The organism is Arthrobacter sp. B10-11 (assembly GCF_033142195.1).
In the GTDB taxonomy this organism is placed as follows: Bacteria; Actinomycetota; Actinomycetes; order Actinomycetales; family Micrococcaceae; genus Arthrobacter; species Arthrobacter oryzae_C.
The window spans coordinates 187,981-212,716 of the sequence record NZ_JAWMTH010000001.1 but is presented as its reverse complement, the minus strand read 5'-3'; the positions used below and the strand labels follow the sequence as shown (position 1 = coordinate 212,716).

Here is a 24,736-nt window from a genome sequence, read left to right as displayed (position 1 = left end):
GGGGCATGTTTAAGCAGCGCGTAGTGTTCGTCCACGGTTCGGGGGCCTTCGGGTCCGCCGCGTGGCCCAAGCAGCACGGCATGGCCCTGGCCTACGACGCTCTGTTCCTGCGCCGCCACGGCTTTGACGCGTCGGCGGAACCCCTCGAGTCGGACTTCCACGCCGATGCCCGGATCGTGCTGGGTGCTTTGGCGGACGGGGGCCGTGGTGCCTCCGGCGGCCATGTGGTGGCCCACGCCCAGGGTGCCATCGCGGCCATGATGGCAGCCGTGGAGCGCCCGGACCTGGTGCAGTCCCTCGTCCTTGTGGAGCCCGCCTGCCTCTCCCTGACCGCTGAACTGCCTGCGAGTGCCGCGCACCGTGCCCTGATGCAGCCGCTGTTCGACGTGCGGCACCAGCTTGGCGACGACGACTTCCAGCGGGAATTCGTCCGGCGTGCCTTTTCCGTGCACAGCGATGGGCCGTCCACGCCGGAGGCGCTCAACGCCGCACGCCGGCTCCGGCTGCAGGCCCCTCCGTGGGAGGCGCCGCTGGACATCGTTCCGGGTGTCCCCACACTGGTCCTCACCGGCGGCTGGGAGCCGCTCTACGAGGAGATCGCCGGCTACCTGCGCGAAACCGGTGCCCTGCACCGCGTTGCCGCGGGCGGACACCGGCCCCAGGACTCGGTGGAGGGCGACCGCTTCATCCGGTTGTTCATCGCAGAAGTAAGCCGCCGCCAGCACTCACGGGCGTCGTAGCTGCAGCTCCGGGAGATAGACCTTTCCGCCGGCTGCCAGGAATTCGTTGCTCTTTTCCCGCATGCCTGCCGCCATCTCGGCGAGGGCCGCCTGGGCCTCGGCTGAACCGTATTCGTCCCTGATGTCCTGGCTGATGCGCATGGAGCAGAACTTGGGCCCGCACATGGAACAGAAATGCGCGGTCTTGGCCGGTTCTGCGGGCAGCGTCTCGTCGTGGAAGGCTTCCGCAGTGACCGGGTCCAGCGAGAGTGCAAACTGGTCCCGCCACCGGAATTCGAACCGGGCCTTGGACAATGCGTCGTCACGTTCGTGCGCGCCCGGGTGGCCCTTCGCGAGGTCCGCCGCGTGGGCGGCGATCTTGTACGTGATCACACCGGTCTTCACGTCGTCCTTGTTCGGCAGGCCCAGGTGTTCCTTGGGCGTGACGTAGCAGAGCATCGCTGTGCCGTAGCGGGCGATCTCCGTGGCGCCGATCGCGGAAGTGATGTGGTCGTAGCCCGGTGCTATGTCCGTGACCAAGGGCCCCAGGGTGTAGAACGGTGCACCCTTGCAGAGTTCCTGCTGGCGTTCCACGTTTTCGCGGACCAGATGGAACGGCACGTGGCCCGGTCCCTCCACCATCACCTGCACATCGAACTCCCAGGCGCGCTGGGTCAGTTCCGCCAGGGTATCCAGTTCGGCGAACTGGGCCGCGTCGTTCGCGTCCGCCGTCGCGCCGGGCCGCAGGCCGTCACCCAGGGAGAACGCGACGTCGTACTTGGCGAAAATTTCGCACAGCTCATCGAAGTGCGTGTAAAGGAAGTTCTCCTGGTGGTGCGAGAGGCACCAGCCAGCCATGATCGAACCGCCCCGCGAAACGATGCCGGTGACCCGGTTGGCCGTCAGGGGCACATAACGCAGCAGGACTCCGGCGTGGATGGTCATGTAGTCCACACCCTGCTCACACTGTTCGATTACGGTGTCGCGGAAGATCTCCCAGGTTAGTTTGTTGGCCTCGCCGTTGACCTTCTCCAGCGCCTGGTAGATGGGCACCGTGCCGATGGGGACGGGGGAGTTGCGGATGATCCACTCACGAGTGGTGTGGATGTCATCACCGGTGGACAGGTCCATCACGGTGTCGGCTCCCCACTGGGTGGCCCACTGCAGTTTGTCCACTTCCTCGGCGATGGAGCTGGTCACGGCCGAGTTGCCGATGTTGGCGTTGATCTTGACGAGGAAGGCTTTGCCGATGATCATCGGCTCGGACTCCGGGTGGTTGATGTTGTTGGGAATGATGGCGCGGCCGGCAGCCACTTCACTCCGGACCAGCTCCACGTCGCAGTTTTCGCGGAGGGCGACGAACTGCATCTCGGGGGTCACCACACCCTGCCGGGCGTAATGCATTTGCGTGACAGTCCTGCCTTCGACGGCACGTCGGGGAACGGGCTGCGCGCCCTTCCACTCCGCGGACGCGGCGCCGCGGCGCACGGCCGACTTGCCGTCGTCGAGCAGGTTCCGTTCCCGGCCGCTGTACGGCTCGGTGTCCGCCCGTGATTCGATCCATCGGGTCCTGAACGGTTCCAGGCCCACCACGGGATCGCTTCCGGGCCCCGCAGTCCGGTACACCCGGAACGGCGCATTTGCTGCCCCGCCGGGGGAGTCCTCCAGGGCGATCTCAGTGACCGGCACCCGGATCCCGGTAGCCTCATCGGTGAGGAACGCCAATGCGTGGGACTTCAGGGACTGCGTTTCTTTTTGGGCAGGGGAGAGCTGTGTTTCTGGTGTATTCACGGAATACTCACTTCCTTCGCCGGCATTACCCGGACAGGTTCAACGGTCGCAGGCTGCGTCAGCCCGATCTCAGCCCCTGCAAGGGCACCCGTGTGGTCGTAGACGAAGCTACCACAAGGCATGGCGCGGGTCCCCAACAACACCGGCTGTGACACCGGGTGCCGGGTGCGGGGCGGTGGCGGGACGGGCAGGGTTAGGCTTGAAGCATGCGTGGCGTCATTGAATTCAGCGGGACCGTGCTCACTGCCCCGGACCGGGAGCGGCGGGGCCTTTGGGCCGTGGACGGCCGGCTGACATTCAGCCGTCCGGCCGCTCCGCCGGACGTGGTGCTTGACGGCTGGGTCCTTCCGGGCCTGGTGGATGCCCACTGCCACATCGGGCTGGGACCCGCCGGTGACGTTCCGGATTCCGTGGCGGAGGAGCAGGCCGTCACGGACCGGAACGCGGGAACACTGCTGGTCCGTGATGCCGGCGCCGTCCACGACACACGCTGGCTCCAGCAGCGCCCGGAGCTGCCCCGGATCATCCGCGCCGGCCGGCATGTAGCCAGGACCGGGCGGTACCTCAGGGGGTTTGCCGTCGAAGTGGAGCCGGACGGCCTGGTCGAGGCAGTGCGGAAGCAGGCCCGCGCGGGTGATGGCTGGGTCAAGCTCGTGGGGGACTGGATAGACCGCGACGCCGGCGACCTCGCGCCGTCGTTCCCTGCCGCCGTGGTGCGGGACGCCGTCCGGGCGGCGCACGATGAAGGGGCCAGGGTGACGGCGCACTGTTTCGCCGAGGACACCCTGGATGACATGCTCGACGCCGGGATCGACTGCATCGAACACGGAACCGGACTCCTGCCCCGGCACCTACCCCGGTTTGTCGACCAGCAGGTTCCGATCGTGCCCACGCTCATCAATATTGCGACCTTCCCGGACATTGCGTCCCGGGCAGAACAGAAGTTTCCGGTGTACGCGGCACACATGCGCGCACTGTGGGAGCGCCGGAACGAACGGATCGTGGAAGCTTTCGAAGCCGGCGTGCCGATCTACGCCGGGACGGATGCGGGCAGCGTCATCCGCCACGGCCGGATCGTGGACGAAATCATCGCGCTCCACACCGCCGGCCTGCCGGCGACGGCGGCCCTCGGCGCTGCGTCGTGGGCCGCCCGGGAGTGGCTGGGAGCGGACGGCATTACCGAAGGTGCCAGTGCCGACGTCGTACTGTGCGACACGGATCCCAGGGTCGATCCGGCCACGCTGCGGGACCTTAGGCACATCGTCCTGCGGGGCAGTCAGCTCCGCTAGGAATAAATTGAAGCTTCAAGTAATTTAACTCTATGTAAGCGTCGCCGGCACCGGCGGCGAAGTTTCGGGAGTTTGGGAGTTGCCATGACCACAGAATCCAGCAGCAAGGACGTCCTGCCTGCCGACCTCGCCATGGGGACGGTGATGCTCAAGGTGGGCGACATCAAGCTGATGACGGACTACTACCAGCGGGCGCTCGGGCTGGAGGTCGTGGCCGAGCAGGACGGCGGCGTGTACCTTGGCCGGCGCGCAAAACCTTTGGTCCACCTGGCACCGGCGCCGGAACTTAACCTCCCGGCCAGGGGTGAAGCCGGGCTGTTCCACACGGCACTGCTCTTCGAGGACCGCCCGTCGCTCGCGGCCACGGTTGCCTCCGCGGCCCGATATGAACCGCGGCTGTTCACGGGAAGCGCCGACCACCTCGTCAGCGAGGCCTTCTACTTCAACGACCCCGAGGGCAACGGCATTGAGCTCTACTGGGACCGCCCGCGTGAGGCCTGGTCCTGGGAGGGTACCAATGTGGTCATGGACAGCCTTGCCCTGCCGCCTCAGCGGTTCCTTCAGGAATTCCTGACCGAAGAGGCGGTGAGCGGGCAGCGCGAGTCCGGCGCCGGCGTCGGCCATGTCCACCTCCAGGTGGGCGACGTACAGTCAGCGCACGACTTCTACGTGCGCACCCTCGGCTTCGAGAAGACGGCCGGATGGCACGGACAGGCCCTGTTCGTCTCGGCCGGCGGGTACCACCACCACATGGCGATGAACGTCTGGAACAGCAGGGGCGCCGGGCCCCGCCGGGACACGCTCGGGCTGGGCGAAGTCCTGATCGAAGTGCCGGGAACGGACGACGTCGGCGCGCTTGCCGACCGTCTGCGGGTTGCAGGCGTGGCGTCGCACCACACCGGAGCCGAGCTGCGGTTTGAGGATCCGTGGCGCAACCGGATCCGCGTGGCCGTCCGCTGACGCTTCGCTGACCTGCGCGTCCTTCTGGGTTAGGCTGAAGCCGGAAGTCCGGGGCGGCATCGAAGCTGCCCGGCCGGACCATCACACCGCCGACGGAATGAGGACGATTTCCATGGGTTTCACCGAAATCTTTGTTGCCACGCACGATGAGGCACTCAAGCGCGCGGGGGCCCTCGACGGCGGCGGGCCAGCGGCCCCGGACGCCCTGCGGATTCCGGACATCAGCGATTTCGAGATCGAGCAGCTGGGCGACCTGGCGGGAGCGGCGGTGCACGCATCCGGCGCGGATTACGAACTGGCCATGGTTGATGTGGCGAGCGATTCGCTCCTGGGTGTGCCCGCCGCGATGGTGCGGGCGCTCGCGGAACTCCTGAGTTATGAGACCGAAGGCGAAGGCAACGTCCTGGATGACGTGGCGGCCAGGTGGGCGGCCGAGGAGGACATGCCTTTTGGCTCCGAAGAGGCCCTCGGCTATGTCCAGCGGCTTGCCCGGATGGCCGGCAGCGTCGACCCGGGCGACCGGACGGGCCTGTACGTCTGGTCGTCCTGACCGGGCCGGCGTGTGTCAAGTCGAAATCCGGGCGCTGATCTGGCACAATGAACAGGTACTTGATCTGCGTGGCCCCTCTCTCCGCGTCCGGATCTTGTCCTTTTAGAACCCCCAAGTACGGCCCGCCCCACGGGTGCAGAACGCCGGGTTCGAACTCGTTCCAGAAACAGGAGTGACCACAAAAGTGGCCGTAAAGATTCGCCTTAAGCGCTTCGGTAAGATGCGCGCACCGTACTACCGCATCGTTGTCATGGACGCACGCTCCAAGCGTGACGGCCGTGCGATCGAAGAGATCGGCAAGTACCACCCCACCGAAGAGCCCTCGTACATCGAGGTCGACACGGACCGTGCCCAGTACTGGCTCGGCGTCGGCGCACAGCCGTCCGAGCAGGTTGCCGCGATCCTCAAGATCACCGGTGACTGGCAGAAGTTCAAGGGCCTGCCGGGCCAGGAAGGCACCCTGAAGACCAAAGCTCCGAAGGAAGCCTTCGTTACCCCGGAAAAGGGTTCTGTGATCATCCCGGAAGCCATCACCAAGAAGGCCAAGAAGGACGAGGCAGCCGAAGCTTCCACCGAAGCTGAAGCAGAGACCACCGAGGCTGAGTAAATTGCTGGCAGAAGCGCTCGAACACCTTGTCCGCGGGATCGTTGACAGTCCCGAGGACGTCAAGGTCAGCGCCAAGAACAACCGCCGCGGGGACACCCTCGAAGTGCGCGTTCACCAGGACGACCTTGGACGGGTGATCGGACGTCAGGGCCGCACTGCACGCGCACTGCGCACTGTTGTGGCGGCGCTGGCCGGCGGCGAACAGGTCAGGGTCGACGTCGTCGACACCGACCGCCGCCGGTAACGCTCCCGCAATTCCTGCCTTAGGTCCGGCCCCTTCACCAGATAATGGTGGAGGGGCCGGACTGTTTTCCCCGCAATCCGCCAAACAATCCCGAACAGAGGAACAGATGCAGCTTCAGGTGGCACGAATCGGCAAACCGCACGGCATCCGCGGCGAGGTGACCGTCCAGGTCCTGACCGATGCACCGGAGGACAGGTTCGTACCGGGCACGGAGTTTGTGGTTGAGCCTGCGTCGGTGGGCGCGCTGACCGTGGACAGTGCCCGCTGGAACAAAGACATTCTGCTGCTGGGCTTTGAGGGCGTGGAGACGCGCAACCAGGCCGAAGCCCTCCGCGGTGCCAAACTCTTCATCGAAACCGATGAGCTCGACGAGGATGACGACGAGGGCTGGTACGAGCACGAGCTGGTCGGCCTCGACGTCCGCGTTGGCGACGCCGTCGTCGGCAAGGTTACCGGGCTCCGCACCCTTCCGGTCCAGGACCTCATCGAGGTGGAGGCGACGGACGGCAAGGAGATCCTGATCCCCTTCGTCGAGGAGATCGTGCCTGAAGTCAACGTCGGTGAAAAGTACCTCCTTGTGACGCCTCCGCCAGGCCTGTTTGACATCAACGTCGAGGACGCCGGGGACAACGCCTAAATGAGGATCGACGTCGTCAGCATCTTCCCGGAGTACCTTGCGCCCCTGGAACTTTCCCTGATCGGGAAAGCACGCCAGGATGGCATCCTGGGCCTGTTCGTCCACGACCTCCGTGAGTTCACCACCGACAAGCACCGCACCGTGGACGACACCCCGTACGGCGGCGGAGCCGGCATGGTGATGAAGGCGGAACCCTGGGCGCAGGCGCTGGGTGCGGTGGCCGCGGCCGGCGCCGACGCCCCTTCGCGCAAGCCGGTACTGATTGTCCCGTCCCCGGCGGGGGAGCGCTTCACCCAGGCGCTGGCTCATGAACTGGCCGAGGAGGATCAGCTGGTCTTCGCCTGCGGCCGCTACGAAGGCATCGACGAACGCGTCATCGAGTGGGCCCAGGAGCATTTCACCGTCCGGCCCATGAGCCTGGGCGACTACGTCCTCAACGGTGGCGAAGTGGCGGTGCTGGCCATGACGGAAGCCATCGTCCGGCTCCTGCCGGGCGTCGTCGGCAACCCGGAGTCCCTCGTGGAGGAATCACACTCCGACGGCCTGCTGGAGTACCCGGTCTATACCAAGCCATCCACCTGGCGCGACCGCGAAGTTCCGCCGGTGCTCTTGAGCGGCAACCACGGCAAGATTGCCCAGTGGCGCCGGCACCAGCAGTACCGCCGCACGGCCGAACGCCGCCCCGACCTCCTCGAGGTTTTCGACGCCGGCAGTCTTCCCCGCGCGGACCGCACCGCACTCGGGGACCTGGGGTACGACGTCGTCGACGGCCGCCTCCGGCTCCGCCCGGAAGCGGACGGGAACGGAACGCCCGCGGCAGGCTGACGCCGGGCCGTCCGGAGGCTGACGCCGGGCGGTCCGGATTAGCCGGAATCCTCCGGATGTGGCAAAATTAGTCCTTGTGCCTGCTGGGTGCGCACCTGCCACAGGGGGAGCGCCACCAACAGCCCGGCACCCCGGTGCCTTCAATCAGTGATGGTGCCGGATCAGAAACTTTCGGCGGTGATTTCCGGGCGCGTTCCGGGCTTGGCCGCCGTGACCCAAAGTGGATGACCTGTGGCGTTCACCAGGAGTGGATCAATGCATATCCTCGATACCGTAGACGCAGCTTCGCTGCGCACCGATGTTCCGGCGTTCCGCGCAGGTGACACCCTCAAGGTTCACGTGAACATCATCGAAGGCAAGAACTCCCGTATCCAGGTATTCCAGGGCTTCGTCCTGGGCCGCCAGGGCGACGGCATCCGCGAAACCTTCACGGTCCGCAAGGTCTCCTTCGGTGTCGGCGTGGAGCGTACCTTCCCGGTGCACTCCCCGATCATCGACAAGATCGAGGTCGTCACCAAGGGTGACGTCCGCCGCGCCAAGCTTTACTACATGCGTGCACTGCGCGGTAAGGCTGCGAAGATCAAGGAAAAGCGCGACTTCAGCACCGCCAAGTAAGTCCTCCGGACTTCCACGGCGGGTCCAGAACCCGGATCCGGCCCGCGCCGGATATTTCCGCAACAGCGCCACAGGATACGGATCATGGACCAGTCAGAACGCCAGCCCAGGAAACTGGGCTGGCGTTTTGCGTTCCTGGCCGTGGCGCTGGCCCTTCTCTTCAGCGGACTTGTCCGAGCCCTCTGGCTGGATGTGTACTACATTCCGTCCGCTTCGATGGAGCCGCTCTTCGGGGCAGGTGACAGGATCCTGGTCTCGCGTACTGACTTCCAGTCCGAAAACATCCGGCGCGGCGACGTGGTGGTCTTTGACGGCCGCGGGACGTTCGCCCCGCTTAATAGCGGCAACGGTCCACTGCAGGACGCCGCGGCGGCGGCGGGCCACTGGCTTGGTGTTACAGGCAGTGATACAACCTACATAAAGCGGGTCATCGGGTTGCCCGGCGATCATGTTGTCTGCTGCGATGCGCGGCAGAGGCTCACAGTGAACGGTCAGGCGCTTGAGGAACCATACCTCTATAACGGGGACGTTGCGAGCAAGCAGAAGTTCAATGTGATCGTCCCCGCCGGACGGTTATGGTTGCTTGGGGACCACCGGTCCATGTCCGCCGACTCCCGGAGCCTGTTGGGCGCACCGGGGGGCGGCATGGTGCCCCTGGACCGGGTGATCGGCAGGCCGGTCCAGGTCATCTGGCCACTCGATAGATTTGCGGACGTGCCCCGGCCCGCAGAAACCAGCACGACAGCTAAGGACGGACAGTAGATGCCCGAGAGCGACCCCCGGACTCCTGATCCGCTCAAGCATGCCCCCGCCCGAGGCGAGCACACAGGACGGGACTCCGCGGTAGGAGACTCCGTTGCAGAAGGCTTCGCGGCACGAGGCCATGGGCTCCAGGACCCTGCCGGAACTGCCCCGGAAGGCGTTCACCCGGCCGACGGCCGGGCCGCCGGTTCGAGGGGCGCCCATTCGAAGGCCGGCCCGTCCAGAGGGGCGAGAGACCGCAAGGCCCACGGTCCGCTGTACCTCTGGATAAAGGAAGTGGCCACGGTGGTGGCCATCGCCGTGGTGCTGTCCTTCCTGATAAAGACTTTCCTGTTCCGGGCGTTCTATATTCCTTCCGAATCCATGGTCAGCACGCTGGACGTCAACGACCGGATATTCGTCAATCTGCTTGTGCCGGAGCCCTTCGCCCTCGAGCGCGGCGACGTAGTGGTCTTCAAAGACACCAAGGGGTGGCTGGTGCCCACGCCCGAGAAAGCGGATGGACCGTTCACCTGGGTCCAGGACGGCCTGACTTTCGTTGGACTCCTTCCGGACAACTCTGAGCAGCACCTGGTTAAGCGAGTGGTTGGCCTCCCCGGTGACCATGTGGTTTGCTGCGACGCCGGAGGCAAACTCACCATCAACGGCAAGGCAGTGGACGAGACCTACGTCAATCCTGCCGAGATCCCCGACATCCGCAATTTCGACGTCGTCGTCCCCGACGGAAAGATCTGGGTCATGGGGGACAACCGGAACCATTCGGCCGATTCCCGGGCCCATCAGGACAGCAACGGCGGCTTCATCGACATGCCGGACATCGAGGGCAAGGCGGCCGTGATCGCCTGGCCGCTCAACCGGCTGACAGCGCTCGGCAATTATCCGGACGTGTTCCGGGACGTACCTGCACCGACTGGAAAATAGATGTCCATTGCACCAACCCTCGACTACGAGCACCGGTTCCTCGGTTCCGGTGCCAGGCTGCTGGCCGGCATCGACGAGGTCGGCAGGGGAGCTATCGCGGGGCCCGTAACCGTCGGTATCGCCGTCGTGGATCTGGGCCGGCCGGTGCTGCTTGACGACGTCCGCGACAGCAAGCTGCTGAAAGAGGCGGACCGTGAGCGGCTGGAGCCACTGGTACGGAGCTGGAGCGTCGCATCGGCGGTCGGGCACGCCTCCGCCGGCGAAATCGACTCCATGGGCATCATCGCCGCCCTGCGGACTGCGGGGACGCGGGCCTGGCTCCAGATCCTGGCCGCAGGCGTGACACCGGACGTGGTCCTGCTCGACGGGAGCCATAACTGGCTCTCACCGGCGGCACAGGCATCGCTCTTCGATGACGCACCGGCCGGTCCGGGCTGCGACGCGCCGGTGCACACCCTCGTCAAGGCGGACATGCAGTGCCTGAGCGTGGCCGCCGCCAGCATTCTGGCCAAGGTGGAACGGGACCGGCTGATGCGGACGCTGCACGAGGAGTACCCCTCCTTCGGCTGGAACGAGAACAAAGGCTACGGCACGGCAACGCACAAGGAGGCCCTCCAGGCCGCAGGGCCCACGCCCTACCACCGGGTCAGCTGGCAGATTCTCTGACCCGTGTTCCCTGCCCTGGCCGCGGTGCCGCGCTGAATAGTGCAAGATGGAACCATGAGTGCCGAGGATCTTGAGAACTATGAAACCGACATGGAGCTGCAGCTCTACCGCGAATACCGTGACGTCGTCGGGTTGTTCAGCTACGTAGTCGAGACCGAGCGGCGTTTCTACCTTGCCAACCACGTGGACCTGCAGGCGCGGAGCGCCGATGGCGAAGTCTACTTCGACCTCACGCTCCAGGACGCCTGGGTGTGGGATGTCTACCGCTCCGCCCGGTTCGTTAAGAGCGTGCGGGTGATCACCTTCAAGGACGTCAACGTGGAAGAGCTGCCCCGCAACGAGGAACTGGCCCTTCCCAAGGACGTGGACCTGGGCAACTGACGCAGGCACCCGACCTGCCACCCGGTCCGGATGTCCGACCACGGGATCGGCGGTTTGAACTACCTGTTTTTGCCCGGGGTCTGGCACCCTGCCGTCCACGGCGCGAGACTACTGTTAGGGATTGATTCGCAGTTCTGTTCCGACGGCTTGCCGCGATGCGGAGGAGCCTGGCGTCCGCAGACAAATACCCGCGGTGCTTGAGCCGAGCGCAGCGGGATCTTTACTGGCACCGCCTATCCGGCTGAAATCAGAGAAGATCTCATCATGAAAATACTCTGCTGGTTCCTAGGGCATATCTGGAGCAGCCATGCCGGCTTCTACGATGAGCGGCCGCACCAGTCTGCCCACTGCATGCGATGCGGAACCCGCGCCTAGCGGTTAACGCCACGCGGTAACTTCTCCTCCACAACGGCCGTTCGCCGGGGTTTCCCACATAGCGTCCTCCGCCGCTGTGCCAGCCTCCGCCCGTCGCGCAGGCTGGTGGCGGAGGTAAGAAATGAGAGCCAAAGACTTGCTTGGCCGGCGCGGGGAAGAACTGGCTGCCGGATACCTTGAATCACAGGGCATGCGGATCGTGGACCGCAACTGGCGTTGTTCCGAAGGCGAGATCGACATCGTGGCCCTCGACGGCGATTCGCTCGTCATCGCCGAAGTGAAAACGCGTAAATCCCTTGCCTACGGGCATCCTTTTGAAGCCGTCGGCGTCGCCAAACTGGCGCGGCTGCATAAGCTCGCGTCGGCATGGTGCCGCGACCACGAGCTCCGCATGCCCTTCCGCCGTGTCGACGTTGTGGCCGTGCTGGACGACGGCGCCGGCCAGCCGCGGGTGGAGCACCTCAGGGGGGTGGGGTAAGTGGCGTTGGGCAGGACATATTCAGTGGCGCTTGTCGGACTCAACGGGTACATCGTGGAAGTCGAGGCTGACATCGGCCAGACCCTTCCGGCCTTCGTTATCCTTGGCCTGCCGGACGCTTCACTGAACGAAGCCAAGGAGCGGATCCGGTCCGCCGCGCAAAACTCGGGCATCCCGTTGAGCAGGCGCAAGATCACCGCGAACCTCATCCCGGCCCCGCTGCCAAAACGGGGTTCCGGGTTCGACCTTGCCATCACCATGGCCGTCCTGCGCGCCGCGAACGACATCCGCTCCACGGAGCGGACAATCTTTATCGCCGAGCTGGGCCTGGACGGCAGGCTCAGGCCGGTCCGCGGGATACTCCCAGCCGTCATGGCCGCCGTCCAAGCGGGGTACCCCGACATTGTGGTGGCACAGGCAAATGCCGCGGAGGCTGAGTTGGTGCCGGGCGCCAGGGTCCGCGGGTACAGGACCCTCGCCCGCCTCGCCTGTGATTTCGGAGCTGATCCGCAGGAGCTCGCCCTGGACTTCGAACCCGAAGACGAGGACTCCTCCGGCGATGCTGCGGCCTGGGTCGGGGTGGCTCCGGATATGTGCGATGTCTCGGGCCAGGGGGAGGCCCGGAGGGCGCTTGAGGTTGCTGCCGCCGGTGCCCACCACCTGCTGTTGTCCGGTCCGCCCGGGGCCGGGAAGACAATGCTTGCCGAGCGGCTCCCGGGACTCCTGCCGGACCTTGCTGACACCGAGGCTATGGAAGTGACGGCCATTCACTCCTTGTGTGCGCTGCCTTCCGCCTCTGTGCAGCTCCTGCGCCGGCCGCCGTTTGAGAATCCCCACCACAGTGCCACCGCTGCGGCCATCATCGGGGGCGGCTCAGGGCTGCCGCGGCCCGGCGCAGCCTCCAGAGCCCACCGTGGTGTGCTCTTCCTTGACGAGGCTCCGGAATACGAACGGCGGGTCCTCGACGCGCTGAGGCAACCGTTGGAAAGCGGCGAACTGGTAATCCACCGGTCCGCCGGCACGGCCGCCTATCCGGCAAGGTTCCAACTGGTGCTCGCGGCCAACCCCTGTCCGTGCGGGAAAGCTTCGGGGAAAGGGCTGGATTGCACATGTACCCCCATGATGAGGCGCCGCTACCTGGCCCGGATGTCGGGGCCGCTTCTGGACCGGGTGGACATCCAACTGCAGGTGGAACGGGTTTCGCTTGCTGACTTCGGACGGACCGGAGCTGAGGAAGACACCCCGACCGTCGCTGCCCGGGTACGTGACGCCCGGATGCGGCAGTTGGAACGACTCCGTCCGTTGGGGCTGGAAACCAACTCACAGGTTCCGGGCCGTGTGCTTCGCGGAGCACTGCGCCTGCCGGCACCCACAACCCGCATCCTGGACCACTCGCTTGAACGCGGCGTCCTGACTGCCCGCGGATACGACCGCGTCCTGCGCCGCGCGTGGATGCTAAAATAGCAGACATGAAAGCCATCGTTTATGTGAGGATCAGCTCGGACCGCAAAGGCGAAGAGGCCGGCGTGACCCGTCAGCGCGAGGACTGTGTGAAACGCGCCGCCGAACGTGGCTGGGAAGTCGTGGAAGTCCTTACGGACAACGACATCTCCGCCAGCGGTAAGAGGCTCCGCCCGGGCTTCGAGGCAATGCTCAAAGCCCTTGCCAACGATGAGGCTCAGGTCGTCATTGCATGGGACTTGACGCGTCTCCAGCGGAATCGCCGTGACGAGGTACGTCTCTACGAGTTGTGCCAGCGGAAGAATGCTCAACTGTCGCTCGTGAACGGCACTGAACTGGACTTCTCGACGGCCGCCGGTCGTTTCGTCGCTGACTCCCTGGGCAACGTCGCCCGGCTCGAAATCGAGATGAAGTCCGACCGTCAGAAGCGTCAGCAGTTGCAGGCAGCACAGCAGGGCAAACGTGTCGGCGGTCGTCGTCCGTTCGGCTACGACAAGGACGGTAAGACCCTCCGGATCGATGAGGCTGACGCGCTCAAGGCGGCTTACGAGTCGATCCTTTACGGCGCATCACTGCGGGAGATCGCCCGGACGTGGAACGCCCAGGGGTACGCCACGGGACAGACGCGCTACAAGGAAGGGCACAAAGGCGAACCTTCGCCGTGGCGGGCTGACTCGGTGCGCCACGTACTGCTCAATCCACGGAACGCAGGCAAGCGTGCCTACCGGGACGAAATCATGGGGGACGCCGAATGGCCCGCCATCGTGGACGAGGAGCGCTGGCTCGCCGTGAAGGCCGTGCTGGAGAATCCCACCCGTCAGAGCGGAAGGCCCACAGGCAAGCGTCTCCTCTCAGGACTCGCAGTATGCGGGATCTGTGGTGCCACCGTGCACGCCGGAGGCGCGACTAGGCGTGGTGTCGGAAACTATCGTTGCTCCGGATCGACCGGACACTTCTCCCGCAAAGCAGATCCCGTTGACGAGTATGTGTCTGAGGCCGTGATCGGCATCCTGTCCCGTCCGGACGCTTATCAGCTCCTCCACGACGACACCAAGGCAGACGCTAAGGCTCTGCAAGCGGAAGCTGCCGGTCTCCGGGCGCGCCTCGACGGGCTGGCCGTCGAATGGGCTGACGGCATCCTCACGAATGATCAACTCCGGGCTGCGACGACGCGGCTCCGGCAAAAGCTCGATGACGTGAACAAGCAACTGACCGACGCCGGGAGGGTGAATGTCCTTGGCCCTATGGTGCAGTCTGACGACACGCGGAAGGCCTGGGATTCTCTCAGCGTTTCTCAGCGGCAGGCTGTGATCGGCACTCTTATGACTGTCGTTGTGCATGGGCCGGGCCGTGGCGTCCGGGTCTTTGATCCGGCGACTGTGGAGCTTATTCCCCGCTAATTCTTGACACGTATTTGTCACCGCTTGAACGTTTATCTAATTCGTCAGTAATACGTTTATCATTCGTTGCCTTTGGAAGCCCGGGAAACCCTGAGGTCCATTTCTGTCTATGAAAATCCGTACCGTATTCAGTATGCGATAAAGCATATGGAAGGAAACGGAATTGGCAACGAAGAAAGCAGTTGAACGCCGCGCCTACAATTACGACCCACTACTCTCGTCTTTGCGGGGGAGGGTAGGGCTACTCTCACAGTCGCGGGGTAAATTCGACCCGGACCTCGTGGAGGCAAAGCAAGAATTCCGGACGGAGACGGCGAAGAAGCGGCTGACGGAGATCGTCAACGCGTGGCCGCCTCTGACTGAGGAGCAGATCGCCCGCATACGAGGCGTATTGGACTCCGCCAAGGTCATGAAGCCCGGCATGCGGGGCGCTCGGAAGCAGGAGCCGGGTGAGGCCGCGTGACTACTCCTCGGCGGGCTGAGCGTGACGAGCCAGAGCGGCCACATGATCCTAGGGCTTTGCCGCCGGAGGCGGAACGGCAGCTAGCTGACGCTCTGCGGGATGCTCCGCGCGGGAACTACGGACGTCGCTACGATCCTCGGAAGGCGGCGAAGCGCCGGTGAGCAAGGTCGTAAGGATGTCCCGTCGCCAGGCGGAAGGGCAGGCCGAAAGGTGAGCGAGGGCACCGATGCTAACCGGGAGTCGGAAACTCGCCCGGAGATTGTCATGCACATAACTGAACCGAACCGCCACGACCGGCGAGCTATGGCGCGCGCCGTAGGGATCACGCCAGCCCGGTTCAAGGAAGTCCAGGACGAACTATCCGAGCTTGGCTTCATCAAGGTTCATCCGAACCCATCCGGGGAGCCGTTCCGTAGTTGGTTCATGGAGTCCGACTATGGATGCTAACGATGACTTCAAGTTCCGTTGGCACGAGGCCGTCGTGACATCACGTCTACATGACACGACCAAGCTGGTAGCGCTGGCGCTATGGGACCACACGGACCAGTACGGACGGCACGCGCACCCAGGGCATAAGAAGCTTGCCATGCGGCTGAGCAAGTCCGAGCGGACGGTAAAGACTCACATGGCTGTCCTCCGGGACGCCGGATGGATCATCCGGACCAGCGAGGCCAATAACAACCCGAACCGCACATGGGCAGACGTTTACGCGCTTGCCCTGCCGAACGGACCGAGTGCAACTCAGACTGCACTCCAACGGCCGAACGGACCGAGTGCAACTTCCGGGGCGCCGAGTGCAACTTCTAGCGGACCGAGTGCAACTTCTAGCGGACCGAGTGCAACTTCTAGCGGACCGAGTGCAACTCAGACTGCACTCCAACAAGCCTTACCACCAAGTTTCTACAAAAAGCCTCTCCAAAAACCTTCCGTAGAGAAAGAACCTTCCGTCGTGGTGGGCAAAGCTCTAGCCCATGAACCCAAGACACACTCGGCCGAGTCTGTCGTCAAGGCTGCCTTGGAGGTCCCCCCAAGCGGCACAGACGATTCAAAAGGAGCTTTGACGGAAGAGCTTAGGGAGATTCTGAGGGGCTACCCGCCGAGCGGTCATTCGATGAACTGGGCCGAGACACTGGACGTTTACGGGTCCGCACGCGAGACGTACGAGGCGGGGGACATTCGTGAGGCCGTGAAGCGTTACGCGTCGGCGTCGAAGGGCAAAGATCCGCGCTACATCATGCTTCCCAAGAATTTCCTGGGCTCGCTGGTCTGGTACTACGGCGGCCCTGGTGATCGGGTGCTCATTCATCAGTCGGAGATGGACCGGCACCGGACACGCACAGAGCCGTGGTGGTGAGCGTGATGCATCAGAGCCGCGCGGATCTCGAAAGGGCAATTGAGACGTATAGGGCGAAGGCGCTCGCGGAACATGTTGAGGTCCGGCGCTGGATGCAACGGGCGCTCACCGCCGAACAGAGACTCGCGGAACTGCTCGAACCGCCGAGAGGTCTGGACGACCCGGAACAGGATGAGGGCGATGGAGCTTAGCCGGGATGATCTCAGCCCGGCGCAGCACGCCGGCTACGTATGCACCGCTCGCTCCTACTGGGTTGACGCTGACGAGGACGAGGACGACACCGAGCCGGAAGAACCGGACGACGAAGAAAACTGCGACCGCAACGGAAAGGGCGGCAGAACAATGCAAACAAGTGACGTCATCAAGGCAATTGTTGAAATGGTGCGGAGCGGCCACTACGACGACGGCCTCACCTTCGACCTCCACATGCCGGACGACAAGGACACGCTGAAGGGCTACGTGACAATAGCCGTCGCCATCATTGACGTCCTGACCTCCGGACCGAGGCAGGAGGAAGTCCTGAACGAAATGCTCCACCTGGGCGCAGGCATCCACACCACGATGCCGGGACCAGCGGACACACCACTCCCGCAACAGGGAACCCCCGCACTGCTGGACATGGCACGGGACACCATGGCGCTCTCATGGGTGGTGGGGTGTGTATGCGACGAGACCGGTGCACACTGTGACGCTGGCGGCTGCGCTGTCTGTCGCCGTCTGCAACTCGCAACAGGAAGCGACGACTTCCTCTGTCCGAAGCAAGCAGCATGGATCATCGAGCTGGCAAACAAGGACGACGAGGACAACGAGGGCTGAAATGTTCAATCATCTGCGGCCGTCCCGCATCAAGGTGCACCGCTGCCGCATCCAGTACTACATGAAGCAGTGGAGCAACGGGCTGATCCTGTTGTGGCAAACACTCACGACCGCGCCGAAACCCGCAGACCGTAACGACGAGGACAACATATGACACGCGAAGCGCACACAGCAGCACAAACACAAAACCCCACAAAACCCCACTTTTTAACAAAAATGGGGGTCTTGGTCGACCCGCATCGTTTTTCACAATTTGCGGGCCCGGTTTTGGAAAAAAGCGCGTTATTCAACCACTGACTGCGAGGTGTCAAAAATGAGTGTGAATGAGTCCGGGTTTCCCGCTGAATCGTCCGGGAAGCCCGGGTCTGTCCCGGATGGGTCTGGTTTGTCGCGTGTGCGCTCGAAAGCTCCGGCGAAGGCTACGGCGAAGCGTCCCAGGGTGTCTGCTGATGCGGGGCCGGTGGAGAAGTCCACGGCGAAGGCGATCAAGGAAATGCGGCTTGTCGGTTCTGCCGAGCAGGATCGGTTGACGATTGTTGCGCTGTCGGGGGCGCGTGCGGTGGATCAGGCGCTGGCTCCTGACGGGAAGCGCTATTCGCTGGCGGCGGGCAATTCGATGCTGAAGGATGCCATGAACCAGCTGAAGGCGGCGGCGGTGGCGCCGCCGCCTCCGGTGCGGGGCCCGGAGCTGTCTGAAACGGACGTCCTTGACCTGTGGATGGAGTCTACGCACGGCGCGAGCATCCTCTGCCAGCCGGACTATCCGCGACTGACTCCGGGCGCTTGTGGAGCGTGTGATCGGGCTCTGGTGGCGCGGGCTGAGTATGGGCGTCTGCGTCCGGAGGAGCCGGGCCACGAGTACGGGATGAGCCGGGCGGAGTGCGGCTGTGCGAAGTGCGCGGGGGAGCTGGCCCAGGCGGCGGCGCAGCGGGAGGAGGAGACACCACTGGACGACGATCCCGGGCTTTAGCAACTTGCGTTGCACAGGAGTAAAATTAGTTGATAGCGGGTCCGCAGGGGCCGAGGCTTGAACCTCACCCCTCCGGACCGGCCCAGAGCTTGGACCGCAGCGGCAAGACCGGTTGGAAACCATCCCCGCAGGCCGTCCATGATGTAGCACCAGGAATGACCCCCCGGGCCGTCTGACAACACCCGGCACAGCGCAGTTGAAGCGCGGCGTGCGGAGTTCCTGAGCATCCAACGAAAAATTCCTACCCGGGCGGAAGTCTGTCCCGGAGAAGCGAGATTGATAATCATGAACAACATGGCACGGATGCTGGTGGAGAGCCGGAACCGGCTCCACGAGCAGGGCAAAGCACTGATCGAGCGGGCGGAGCGGGAGAACCGCAGCCTGTCCGCCGAGGAGGAACGGCAGTTCAATCAGATCGGCGAAGAGATGGAAAGCCTCCGGCAGCGCTCTGATCAGCTGGTGCAGTTCCAGGCGGACGCGCAACAGGCTGAGGACGCGCTCCGGGGTATTGGACTCCGCGGTCCTGGCGCCGACGACGGCGGTGAAGTTACGGCTGCGTTCCGGCAAATTGCGAACGGGGAGCGGCGCAGTTTCGAGCTGACGGCCACGCGCGCGGAAACGCGTCTGCTGACCGAGTACCGTGCACTGTCCAAGGGCACCGCAAGCGCGGGCGGCAACGCTGTGCCGACGTCGATGCTGAGCAAGCTGTACGAGCACTTGATCGAGACGGCGACTCTCGTGCGGGCCGGAGCTACAGTGTTCAACACTGACTCGGGCGCGAACATGGATATTCCGGTGACTACGGCGCACGGCACCGCCGCGCTGGTGGCGGAAGCCGGAACCATCGGTCAGTCTGATCCGACGTTCGCTAAGCGGACCCTGGGCGCGTACAAGTACGCGGATTTGATCATCGTGAGCAATGAGCTTTTGACTGACTCGGGCGTGGATATGGAGGGCTACCTTGCCCGCATGGCCGGCCGCGCGGTTGGAAATGCCCTGGGCGCGCATCTTGTCACGGGCACTGGCGGCGGCACTCAGCCGACTGGCATCCTCACGAGCGCCACGAGCGGCGCGACTTCGCCGACGGGCACTGTGGGCGCACCGAGCTTCGACACCCTTTCGGATCTCTACTACTCAGTGATCGCACCGTACCGGAACTCTCCGGAAGCGGGATGGCTCGTGAAGGACACGACCGTCGCCGGTCTGCGGAAGCTGAAGGACACCACGGGACGTTACCTGTGGGAGCCGTCGATCATTGCCGGGCAGCCGGACACGATTTTCGGGAAGCCGGTCTATACGGACCCCAACGTTCCGGCGACCGGGCTGAACGCCAAGTCTGTGATCTTCGGGGACCTGTCCACGTACATGGTGCGTCTTGTCAATAACGTGCGGTTCGAGCGGAGCGACGATTTCAAGTTCGACTCCGATCAGGCCGCGTTCCGTTGCATCATCCGGGGCGACGGAATTCTGGCCGACCAGACAGGGGCCGTGAAATTCGCGGTGGGTGCTGCCACGTAGGTTTTCTCTCGGGCTGCTGGAAAGGGGCTTGGTATGGAACTTGAACTGAGGAATGAGCCGGGACGCGTTGAACTGCGTTCCGGCGGTTCCGGCATCGGCACGCTGACGGGCTACGCGTCTGTGTTTGGGAAGCGCAGCGAGAATCTTGGCGGCTTTGTGGAAGTTGTGGACTCCAAGGCGTTTACCAAGACGCTGAAGGACGGCGGTCCCGTCGTGGCCCGCCTAAACCACAATGACGACTTCCTGTTGGGGACCACTGAGGGCGGCACGCTGCGCCTGTCCGTGGATCGCCGGGGGCTGCGCTATGACGTGGATCTGCCAGATACCCAGGCGGGGCGTGACGTGAAGGTGCTGGCTGAGCGCGGGGATCTCCGCTACTCCAGCTTTGCGTTCCGGACCGTGTCTGATGCGTGGACGGAGACGGACGACGGCTACCCGCTGCGGACTCTGACGGCGGTGCAGCTGGTGGACGTCGCCCCTGTTGTCTCTCCTGCCTACAGGGACACGTCCACGGAAATGTCTCCGCTGCGGTCCCTTGCCGGACATTTGGGCATGGATCTGGCGGAGGTGCGGGCTGCTGCTGCTGCGGGTGATTTGCGGCGGTTGTTCCATCATCCTCCGGCACCGGCGAAGTCTCCGGAGGTCCGGCAGGACCTGGAGCTGCTGCGTCGGAAGTTGGCGCTGTGGGCTGACTAAAAGCTTTGGGAAAACCGGGCAGGCGTTAACGCTCTACCTTTCTGCTTCAATCCTTTCGGGCGATGGACGGCCAGCGTTTTTACGGACGCTTTACGACCTCCAGCGCTTGGCCCAGGTTCCCAAACGACAGGGCCCTCCGGACGCGGAAAGTCCGGGGGGCTTTGTCGTGTCCTCACTTGGAGTCAGTTTCTCTTCCCCTGCCGGGGACCCTCAGCTCTTAGGCGACGGCCTAAGACACCCGACCCCCATCCCAGCTACAAGCACCTTTGGACGCTATAGGGGGCGCGGGAGGACCGAGCCTGTACGCGGCTGGAAACTCCGCCGGCCAGCCGCGAACGTTACAACGCGCGGCAGCGAATAGACCATCGTCGCAATAGGATCAAGTCGTTGATCTGACCCACTTTTGAGAGGAAGTTCGGAAAATGAGCGAAGTTTCGGTTGAAGCGCTGGCCGCAAAGGTTCAGGCACTGGAGGAACGGGTGAAGAAGCTGGAAGAGGAGACCACTAAGGAGGCACTCTCCGTGGCGGTCAGCAAGCGACACACCAACCTCGGCGTCTAGTCCCCAACAGGAACAAACTCTCCATCCGCCGATGGAGTACGGGGAGCCCGCCGCATCTGCGGGCTCCCCGTTTCTGTCCTCTTAGCGAACGAGTGAGATGAACGCCGACACACATGTGACTAAGCGCCTGTGCAATACGTTTGGTCTTATGGAAACTTACGCCGACAGGCTTGGAGCGTCACTTTCGAGACAGATCCGGGTGGAACTCACCGAGCGCGATATGGATCAGGCAGACCTCGCGGAGGCTATCGGCGTGGAGCGCGCTACTTTGAGTCGGTACATGAGAGGACACCGCAGCATGCCGATGCCGACCTTCTTTAGGGTTGCTGAGGCTCTGGCAGTCAGCCCGCACGTCTTGTTGCAGCGGGCGGAGGCACGAATATCCGAGTGAAGCGGTAACACAAATTCGATCATCACGTCAGCGGAAAGCCCCCAGACGCAAGGATTCGGTGCAAGTGGTCAGTAACAGCAGTCCGTTTATGAACCCCAGTCCGAAGCGCCTCCTCCAACCAGGCATTACCCTTTCGGAGATTGATCTCCTTGGCAAAGCACTCCAATTCCCCTACCCGCACGGGAACAACGCCAACTTTCTCAAGTTCCCCCATCACCGTCTCTGCCTTAGTGACTTCCGCGCTGAAGGCGTTCATGCCGTATGCCTTTAGGGTCGACCACTCATTTTCGACACGGAGCGCGTCGTCCAGGTCGGTCTTGGTTTTGGTAGTGAACACATCATCCGGCGCCTCTTCGAGAACCATTTTCACAAGTTTCAGTACCTGCCGGTTTTTGCGTGGTTTTTTGGAGTTCTTGAACTGGGCGGTGGCGGCGAGGTATATGGACCTGAGCCCATCCCAATCTCCGCCAAATGTCGAGTAGAGCCGTTGCATGGTCTGTTCGTTGTTTAGAACGTCAAGGTCCGGCGAAGCCACGACAGGTACACCGGATGCGATAAGGACCTCAGCGATAGCGGGGATATTGCCCTTTCCAGCAGACGGCAGGAACAACACGTCATGCGGCGTTAGTGGGAGTTCGCCTTGCGAATCCATCCACTCCAGGGCCGCCGCGTAGAATCGGCAATCTCGTTCATTCTCGGCGATGACTACGAGCTTATGGAACAGGCCGTCAAGGAGATTTGAGTGTCGGAGGGACGCAGTGCCCCAAGCTTCCCTAAGCTTGGCGGAATCAAGGTGCTTCCCAACCGTCTTATTGTCTGTCCTGGTCAGGCGGACAACTGAAATGTCCGCTTCCTCGGCGTCCAGGATTCCGGTGAGGAAGTGACGGTCATGCGTAGCGACTATCAGCTGAACACCACGTTCTGCTGCCATCCGCGCAAGCGTGGAACCGAGTTTGCGTGCTTGGGGAGGATGTAAGAAAGCCTCCGGTTCATCCACGATGGTAACTTCGTACTTTGCCGTGAGAACCGGTAAAAGAAGTCCGAGGGCGCTCTGAATGCCCTCTCCCTGCTCGTGTAATGACGGAAGCGCTAGCATTTGCTCCAAATATGGGCCGGCGATGTCGTCCACTGGCGGGGCGGGATCGGTCGGCTTACCTACTCTGAAGAAGAGGTTTCCGCTGAGTCTGTCGAGAGAAACGTCGATGCCGAACAAGGCCTTGGCAGCGGCCTGAAAATTTTGGAGTAGGCCTGGAGTCCGCTCTAGATGTTGAATCGGACTCACCGGCGTGTCACCGATGTTGCCGAGTCGAGTAATGGGTTGTAAGTAATGGAAGCGATCCATGGCTTGCGCGTATTGCTCTAGAAAAAGCGATACATATCCTAGCGAGTCGTGCCCACTTGTTCTGGCCGCCAATAAGTCCTCGACCGAGACTGTTATCCCTCCTGACCTAGGGGTGAAGCCTGGCCGACCACTCGAACTATGGCCTGAATGGCCGTCCCAGCGGTTGTTGGCTGCGACCCATTCGAGGAAGTCAGCAGGGCTGCCCGCCCATTGGAAGCCTGCTGATTCTAGAACGTGTCTGCTGGCTCGATCGGCTGCATGCTCTGGATGGCTGGCCAATGCAAGGTGGATTTCGCGAAGGATCGTAGATTTGCCTACGTTGTTGCCCCCCACGATTACCGTGACGCCAACGGGGTTAATCGGAACGACTGAGCCAGACCTTAGCCTCAGTTCGGACAGGTGGAAGTCAAAGTCTGCGGCATTGCCCTGAGAGTAAGTGTCGTCCAATCCGGCGAGCCAAGGCTTCTCATCTTTTTGCGTGTCCATAATCCAGAAGCCTAGTGGGTCACGGCGGGTAAGACGCGCGAGGACTAACGCTACTTATCTATCCACCCGCTCGCGTGGACGCTGGCGGACCTGGCTTCCCGGGACACTCCGGACCTCAACGATATCGGGCAGGCGCTGGGACTCCGGCAAGCTGCCTCGGCTGCGGCCTGAAAGGAAAGCGATGACTGACAATGAACGCTTAGCGCGGGCCGCCCTGTCGCGCCTGATGGAGCCGCAGGACGCTGTGGGCCTGGCGCTCGTGAGAGCAGCCGGCGCCGTGGATGCAGTCCGAATCGCCACCGGTCAGCTGGCGTCCGGTCCGCAGCTTGAACAGGACATCACGGCACTGTTGGCGGAGAACGGGACCGGCAGCTGGCCCGGGATGAACGCCTCACTCAAGCGTTGGGCTCCGCGCATCCCGGACCTGGCTCCGGAACGGGACCTGGCCACCATGCACCGGATGGGCGGCCGCATGATCATCCCGTCCGACGAACTATGGCCCGGGCAGCTGGCTGACCTGGACCTTCATGAACCCCTTTGCCTTTGGTGGCGCGGTGTGGAGCAGCCCCTCCCCGCAGCGGCGAAGTCCATTGCGCTTGTCGGGTCCCGCGACAGCACAAGCTACGGCGCAGCCGTCACCGGCGATCTCGCCTATTCCCTGGCCCAACGGGGCTTCACTATCGTTTCGGGCGGGGCCTACGGGATCGATGCGCATGCCCACCGGGCCGCGCTGGCGGGCGCCGGAGAGACCATGCCCACGGTCGCCGTCATGGCCGGGGGAGTGGACCGCTTTTATCCGTCCGGGAACGAAGACCTCCTCAGGACGGTCGCGAACCAGGGTGCGGTCCTGGCCGAAGTCCCGCCCGGTTCCGCCCCCACACGGTACCGGTTCCTTCAGCGGAACCGACTCATCGCCGCCCTGTCGTCAGTCACCGTCGTGGTGGAGGCACGCTGGCGCTCCGGGGCGCTGAACACGGCACACCACGCTGAGACCCTGGGCCGGGCCGTCGGAGCCGTCCCCGGCTCCGTACACAGCGCCAATTCGGCCGGTTGCCACAGGCTGATCCGCGAAGGGGGTGCCATCTTAGTGACGGACGCCGGTGAAATCGCCGAACTCGCCTCACCCAGCGGCGAATCGTTGGCCGACGTCACCGCTGGGAAACGCGCTGACCACGACGGCCTCACCTTGGAAGACCTCATCCTTCTCGACGCGCTGCCGTTGCGGTCAACGAGCTCAGTCGAAAAGCTGACGGCTGTTGCGGGACTGAGCGCAGATTCGGTCAGGGCGGGACTGGGCCGGCTGGGGCTGTTGGGGCTTGCCGAATCCGAACGCGGCGGCTGGAAAAGGTCCCGCAAAGCGTGCTGAGTGCTGCCGCCGGTGGGCCTGCGGGCAGTTCTGCGTGCGTTCTCCGTGAACTGGATGGCCTGACTGCGTGGTTCCTTGATTGGAGGCTGAATG

General features: G+C 63.7%; 27 protein-coding genes, 1 pseudogene and 1 riboswitch. Of the genes and pseudogenes, 26 read left to right on the top strand and 2 right to left on the bottom strand.

Features of this window, described 5'->3' with window-relative positions; genetic code table 11:
* The first annotated feature begins 5 nt into the window (after positions 1-5).
* The gene (locus RW112_RS01100) at positions 6-740 is read left to right on the top strand and encodes an alpha/beta hydrolase (RefSeq protein ID WP_317780051.1); all 735 of its coding nucleotides are present in this window, start codon (positions 6-8) and stop codon (positions 738-740) included.
* Here RW112_RS01100 and thiC read toward each other — a convergent pair.
* Entirely contained in the window at positions 726-2,510 is a 1,785-nt protein-coding gene (thiC, locus tag RW112_RS01095) for a phosphomethylpyrimidine synthase ThiC (RefSeq protein ID WP_317780050.1), read from the bottom strand. The two genes, RW112_RS01100 and thiC, sit on opposite strands and share 15 nt — an antisense overlap.
* Positions 2,505-2,612: riboswitch (TPP riboswitch) on the bottom strand. It overlaps the preceding gene by 6 nt.
* Positions 2,613-2,716: 104 nt before the next feature.
* On the opposite strand from thiC, the gene RW112_RS01090 reads away from it, so the two are divergent.
* From RW112_RS01090 to RW112_RS20830, 24 genes and pseudogenes are all read left to right on the top strand, one after another.
* Positions 2,717-3,799, top strand: a complete 1,083-nt coding sequence (locus RW112_RS01090; protein WP_317780049.1) for an amidohydrolase family protein — start codon at positions 2,717-2,719, stop codon at positions 3,797-3,799.
* An 84-nt stretch (positions 3,800-3,883) separates the two neighbouring features.
* Entirely contained in the window at positions 3,884-4,759 is an 876-nt protein-coding gene (locus RW112_RS01085; protein WP_317780048.1) for a VOC family protein, read from the top strand.
* A 112-nt stretch (positions 4,760-4,871) separates the two neighbouring features.
* The gene (locus RW112_RS01080; protein ID WP_317780047.1) at positions 4,872-5,309 is read left to right on the top strand and encodes a hypothetical protein; all 438 of its coding nucleotides are present in this window, start codon (positions 4,872-4,874) and stop codon (positions 5,307-5,309) included.
* A gap of 184 nt (positions 5,310-5,493) precedes the next feature.
* Positions 5,494-5,916, top strand: a complete 423-nt coding sequence (gene rpsP, locus RW112_RS01075) for a 30S ribosomal protein S16 (protein ID WP_305941371.1) — start codon at positions 5,494-5,496, stop codon at positions 5,914-5,916.
* A 1-nt stretch (position 5,917) separates the two neighbouring features.
* Positions 5,918-6,160, top strand: coding sequence for an RNA-binding protein (locus tag RW112_RS01070; RefSeq protein WP_011692324.1), 243 nt, complete (start codon positions 5,918-5,920; stop codon positions 6,158-6,160).
* A gap of 106 nt (positions 6,161-6,266) precedes the next feature.
* Complete coding sequence (rimM, locus tag RW112_RS01065; protein ID WP_317780046.1) at positions 6,267-6,797, top strand: ribosome maturation factor RimM; 531 nt, start codon at positions 6,267-6,269, stop codon at positions 6,795-6,797.
* Positions 6,798-7,622 (top strand): tRNA (guanosine(37)-N1)-methyltransferase TrmD, encoded by an 825-nt coding sequence (gene trmD, locus RW112_RS01060; protein WP_317780045.1) that lies wholly within the window; start codon positions 6,798-6,800, stop codon positions 7,620-7,622.
* 255 nt (positions 7,623-7,877) lie between these two features.
* Entirely contained in the window at positions 7,878-8,237 is a 360-nt protein-coding gene (rplS, locus tag RW112_RS01055) for a 50S ribosomal protein L19 (RefSeq protein ID WP_317780044.1), read from the top strand.
* Positions 8,238-8,321: 84 nt separating this feature from the next.
* The gene (gene lepB, locus RW112_RS01050; protein WP_317780043.1) at positions 8,322-8,999 is read left to right on the top strand and encodes a signal peptidase I; all 678 of its coding nucleotides are present in this window, start codon (positions 8,322-8,324) and stop codon (positions 8,997-8,999) included.
* A complete protein-coding gene (gene lepB / locus RW112_RS01045) occupies positions 9,000-9,920 on the top strand; it encodes a signal peptidase I (protein ID WP_317780042.1) in 921 nt (306 codons plus the stop codon).
* Complete coding sequence (locus RW112_RS01040) at positions 9,921-10,586, top strand: ribonuclease HII (protein WP_317780041.1); 666 nt, start codon at positions 9,921-9,923, stop codon at positions 10,584-10,586.
* A 54-nt stretch (positions 10,587-10,640) separates the two neighbouring features.
* Entirely contained in the window at positions 10,641-10,967 is a 327-nt protein-coding gene (locus RW112_RS01035; protein ID WP_003806068.1) for a DUF2469 domain-containing protein, read from the top strand.
* Between the two features lie 496 nt (positions 10,968-11,463).
* A complete protein-coding gene (locus RW112_RS01030) occupies positions 11,464-11,820 on the top strand; it encodes a YraN family protein (RefSeq protein ID WP_317780040.1) in 357 nt (118 codons plus the stop codon).
* Positions 11,821-13,284, top strand: coding sequence for a YifB family Mg chelatase-like AAA ATPase (locus RW112_RS01025; protein ID WP_317780039.1), 1,464 nt, complete (start codon positions 11,821-11,823; stop codon positions 13,282-13,284).
* 5 nt (positions 13,285-13,289) lie between these two features.
* On the top strand, positions 13,290-14,681 hold the full coding sequence (locus RW112_RS01020) for a recombinase family protein (RefSeq protein WP_317780038.1): 1,392 nt from the start codon (positions 13,290-13,292) through the stop codon (positions 14,679-14,681).
* Between the two features lie 163 nt (positions 14,682-14,844).
* Positions 14,845-15,144 (top strand): hypothetical protein, encoded by a 300-nt coding sequence (locus tag RW112_RS01015; RefSeq protein WP_317780037.1) that lies wholly within the window; start codon positions 14,845-14,847, stop codon positions 15,142-15,144.
* 436 nt (positions 15,145-15,580) lie between these two features.
* Positions 15,581-15,787 (top strand): annotated as a pseudogene (locus RW112_RS20835) (helix-turn-helix domain-containing protein); the annotation flags it as partial.
* 306 nt (positions 15,788-16,093) lie between these two features.
* The gene (locus RW112_RS01010) at positions 16,094-16,498 is read left to right on the top strand and encodes a hypothetical protein (RefSeq protein ID WP_317780036.1); all 405 of its coding nucleotides are present in this window, start codon (positions 16,094-16,096) and stop codon (positions 16,496-16,498) included.
* A 180-nt stretch (positions 16,499-16,678) separates the two neighbouring features.
* Positions 16,679-17,314, top strand: coding sequence for a hypothetical protein (locus RW112_RS01005; protein WP_317780035.1), 636 nt, complete (start codon positions 16,679-16,681; stop codon positions 17,312-17,314).
* Between the two features lie 439 nt (positions 17,315-17,753).
* Positions 17,754-18,284: a hypothetical protein gene (locus tag RW112_RS01000; protein ID WP_317780034.1), complete on the top strand. Its 531-nt coding sequence runs from the start codon at positions 17,754-17,756 to the stop codon at positions 18,282-18,284.
* Between the two features lie 285 nt (positions 18,285-18,569).
* Entirely contained in the window at positions 18,570-19,802 is a 1,233-nt protein-coding gene (locus RW112_RS00995; protein ID WP_317780033.1) for a phage major capsid protein, read from the top strand.
* 33 nt (positions 19,803-19,835) lie between these two features.
* The gene (locus tag RW112_RS00990; RefSeq protein ID WP_317780032.1) at positions 19,836-20,498 is read left to right on the top strand and encodes an HK97 family phage prohead protease; all 663 of its coding nucleotides are present in this window, start codon (positions 19,836-19,838) and stop codon (positions 20,496-20,498) included.
* A gap of 422 nt (positions 20,499-20,920) precedes the next feature.
* Positions 20,921-21,058, top strand: coding sequence for a hypothetical protein (locus tag RW112_RS00985; protein ID WP_317780031.1), 138 nt, complete (start codon positions 20,921-20,923; stop codon positions 21,056-21,058).
* A gap of 97 nt (positions 21,059-21,155) precedes the next feature.
* Entirely contained in the window at positions 21,156-21,449 is a 294-nt protein-coding gene (locus RW112_RS20830; RefSeq protein ID WP_411709842.1) for a helix-turn-helix domain-containing protein, read from the top strand.
* Positions 21,450-21,471: 22 nt separating this feature from the next.
* Here the strand turns inward: RW112_RS20830 and RW112_RS00980 are convergent, their stop codons facing one another.
* Positions 21,472-23,277: an ATP-dependent nuclease gene (locus RW112_RS00980; RefSeq protein WP_317780030.1), complete on the bottom strand. Its 1,806-nt coding sequence runs from the start codon at positions 23,275-23,277 to the stop codon at positions 21,472-21,474.
* 181 nt (positions 23,278-23,458) lie between these two features.
* Here RW112_RS00980 and dprA point away from each other — a divergent pair, with 181 nt between their 5' ends.
* On the top strand, positions 23,459-24,643 hold the full coding sequence (dprA, locus tag RW112_RS00975) for a DNA-processing protein DprA (protein ID WP_317780029.1): 1,185 nt from the start codon (positions 23,459-23,461) through the stop codon (positions 24,641-24,643).
* The last annotated feature ends 93 nt before the right edge of the window (positions 24,644-24,736 follow it).